The organism is Kistimonas scapharcae (assembly GCF_039540975.1).
GTDB lineage: Bacteria > Pseudomonadota > Gammaproteobacteria > Pseudomonadales > Endozoicomonadaceae > Kistimonas > Kistimonas scapharcae.
Genome location: NZ_BAABFL010000306.1, coordinates 1 through 3,765 on the forward strand (window position 1 = coordinate 1; position 3,765 = coordinate 3,765).

Below are 3,765 nucleotides of genomic sequence, written 5' to 3' on the forward strand. Positions count from 1 at the left end.
TCTTTTCCGACATGCTCACACACCTTAATAGGGTTTCAAGATTACCCTTGTTTGTGTGTCCGGAAAACTATAACCACTTCAAGCTGCCAACACATGCCGCTCTCACTGAGACACCTGAGCCTTCTGCCGAACCACCAGCATCTGATTGACCGACAGGTTCGTGATACGTTCTTCTTGCCCGTCAGGCCAGACAATGCGCAGAGCTTTTATCTGTTTGTCATTGCCCAACCCAAAATGACTTTCAACGGGATTTTGAGACATGAAATTATTTTCTATGCGCACCTCACGCATTTGTGTACCCGATACACTCTCTAAATAAATACGTGCACCAATGGCATGATGATTAGGAGCCTTTCCCAGCAATTTAACGGTCAGAAAGTTGGTCGATTGGCTATTTTTCCCGTGTATTTTATTGCGATAAAAGCCCAATTTTCCCGTGTTATTAGCTGTGATGATATCGATATCGCCATCACGGTCATAATCGAAACAACTGACACCTCTCCCCTGACCAGTATCATTGATGCCATATGTAGCCGCCATCTCCTTGAATGTGCCGTTTTTCTGGTTGATAAACAGTCGGGATGGCTGCTTGCGGAAGGCCTTAAGCTTTTTGAGGGTTAATTGCCGGAATGTAGCCAGATAATAAAAGACCTCAAGATCAGCCAACTGCTTTCCTGTGAATGTCATTGAGACACTATGCTTGAAGTCTTCAAATGACGGGTAAGGTTTTTTCAGCTCAAAATCCTCAAGCCCCAACATGTCCAGCAAATACAGCAGATCCTTGCGGGTTTCACGCAAATCCACATGAAAACCATTCACATGGAAAATATCCAACCAGCCATCATTATTGAAGTCTGCCGTACAGCTTCCCCATCCCCAGCCGCCATCTGCCACACCGGCCTGGTCGGTAATATCCGAAAAACGGACGATTCCATTTTCTGCCGTGTCATTACGATACAGACGATTTCCCTTAACACCGATCTGCAATCCCTCCATTTCAGGTGTTAAAACACCATCCGGTACGTAGACACTGGTCACGAACCAGTCCAGATCACCGTCATTATCAAAGTCAGCAATGGATGCCCCCATGCCATTATCGTCCTGAATGACACGTTTATCTGTCGTGTTTTCAAACGACTTTCCCTGCTGATTAATAAAGTACTGGCTAGTCATAAAGTCAGCAGTAAGTACCATGTCTGGCCAGTGGTCATTGTTAATATCAGCGAAATTGGGGGTAAACGAAAAGTCCCTTTCCTTGATATGCCCTGCAACCCTGAACTCACGCGCCTTACCAGTAAACACGCCATGGCCATTATTGAGCCATAAGTGTTCTTCTTCGGCCCCAAACAGGTTGATAGCGTCCCAATGTGCCAGCCAGGCATCCAGATCACCATCAACATCACCAAAGTTCGCCCCAAGCGTCGCCCTGCTGACACGGAAGCCGGCATGTCCTGTCGGTAACCATTGGTTTCTGCCATTATTGAGCAGCACTTTCGGGTTATCAGCCTGCAAGCTACCTGTAAAGAGATCCAGCCAACCATCGCCATTTAAATCCGCTAAAACGGCTCCCGTCAGATCATCGTCAGCCGGAAGGCTCCAGGCCGTCTTCTGTGCCCTGAACGTTCCATCACCCTGATTGAGAAATGTTTTGGCGGCAGCCTGATCGCCCTGATCGATGATCAGGTCGGTGAAACAGTCACCGTTGATATCCCCCACCGCCATACCACCAGTGAACATCAACATCTCAAACGTAATATCCTGCTGGGATTCACCACTGCCATGCTGGGCTTGCGTACTGAGTTGACGATAAGTATCCAGCCCTATATCAAGTCCGACTTCTTCAAAACCGCTCCCATGCTCACTTGATGGCTTGACAGCACAATCCAGTGTGAATGCTGGCACATCTCCCAGTCTTGCAATGGCCACAGTGGCTGGTTTCTCTGGATCCACTATTTCAGGCAGGTCGCGCTCATTGTTAAACGCCGTCCCTATCGTCGGATCCAGCCGGTTTTGATCGGGTGCAGGTCCCTGGGGCAACCAGGGTTTCATACAATTGGCATTCGTAATGCAAGGGTCTGTCAGGCTCTCAAGAAAGGCGACCAGATAACCTATCGCTTCTTTTCTAACATCATTATTGGCCCAACGCTGTTCCATGGCATTCCGATGATTTATCTGCCGATAGACACTGAATACATGGTCGGTATTCTCTTGCGCCATCTCATAAACAACCGGGAGTTTTCTGAACTGCGGGAGCTGCTGCAAGGTGTAATCAAACGCTGCCAGTGAGCGCTGGGGGATAAGATGATGCTCAATGATGTCCCCCAGCGTCATGAAGGCACCAGTATGCCCATACGGCGCTGTCTCACTGATATTCAACAAGCTGGGAACACGGAAGGCATACATATCCTGTGGATCTCTCGTCACACCATATCGCCCGAAATCCTTGCCTCTTACCGTTTTACCACGACCAAACTGGGGCACTGCGATATTGTAAAAGCGCTCGTCCGTGAAGAAATCACCACTATGGCATTGATAGCACTGAGCACCGCCCTCTTTAAGTGACGTATAAAAAAGAGCAGCACCTTTTTTCGCCTCCGGGCTAAGCTCACCCCGCCCTTCCAACCATGCATTCCATGGTGATTCGATAAAGAGCTGCGATTGTTGGTAAGCCGCTAATGCCGCAGCAATATTGTCGTAACTGATCAGTGACTCAAGACTGGCATCCGGCTGCTCAAACGCCCACCGAAACAATTCAGGCCAGCGGTTATTCAGTAGCTCGTCTGTTTTTCCCTGCAGTCGCAGCTCCAATTGATGACGTACTTTATGACTACTGCCAACATAGTTATCAGAAAACCCCCGCATTTCATTCAGCGCAACCACAGGGAAGCGGCTTTGGGCGGCGACAAGGTCGGAGCCGGCATGCGGATCCGGCCCGCCGAAGCGACTATCGGGGGTTTTGATAACCCGGTCAGCCTCTGGCTCAGAACGCCCAACAATTGTACGGTAACGCCCCTCTATCCACTGAATAAGTTCTGCACGTCCATCAAAAAATAGTGCATTTTCATATAAGCCAACATTAAACGTCGTTGATGAGTTCCTCCCAACATTAGGACCTGCATCCGCCTCAGGATCCACAAAATGGTTACCATCATGCCGTCGTCCGGGGCCTATCCTGTCAACATCAATCGCTCCGACACCAACCGGGAGGGATAAGGCATCAGCTCCCCCTAACAACGGGTGATGACAGCTGGCACAGGCAACATCCATATCACCACTGAGACTTTTACTGAAAAAGAGCTCACGTCCAAGTTGTGCAAGTTTTGAGGTTTTGATAGAAGGGAAAGTACGATTTGAGGCTGGATTACCGATTAATCCTTGTGGGGTAAGGATGCGTTTCTTCAGCTGTTGATCAAGCTGTTCTTCATTAAGATCGTTGATAAACAATCGTTCAATCGCAGGCTCACTATCAGATGGATGGTAAGACACATCATCAGACTCGTACCCATACAGCATTGAATGTCGACGGCCTGAATCTGATGGCTCTCTTACCGCAACCTCTGGCATTAGTACTATATCGGTCGACTGATCATCTTGTGCTATTGCGTCATGGGCTTGATCGGATTCTGTCGCAAGGTTATTAATTCGAGTTGATTCACTCTCCGGCCAGAATAGGTATGATGCAATGAACCTTAACTCCCGCTTAACGATCTGAAGAAGTAAGGCTAAATTGAATGAAGAGAGCGTCCCCTGTGCTCTTCAGGCAAA

At 48.5% G+C, this 3,765-nt stretch carries 1 protein-coding gene; it reads right to left on the minus strand.

Going from position 1 to position 3,765, the window contains the following annotated elements:
* Positions 1 to 102 precede the first annotated feature (102 nt).
* Positions 103 to 3,513, minus strand: coding sequence for an FG-GAP-like repeat-containing protein (locus ABD892_RS11370; protein WP_345195783.1), 3,411 nt, complete (start codon positions 3,511 to 3,513; stop codon positions 103 to 105).
* Positions 3,514 to 3,765: the final 252 nt, after the last annotated feature.

What these genes read in the sequence shown, in the direction of transcription:
- ABD892_RS11370 (WP_345195783.1), bottom strand. Translation starts at nt 3,513, where the DNA reads ATGCTGTATGGGTACGAGTCTGATGATGTGTCTTACCATCCATCTGAT.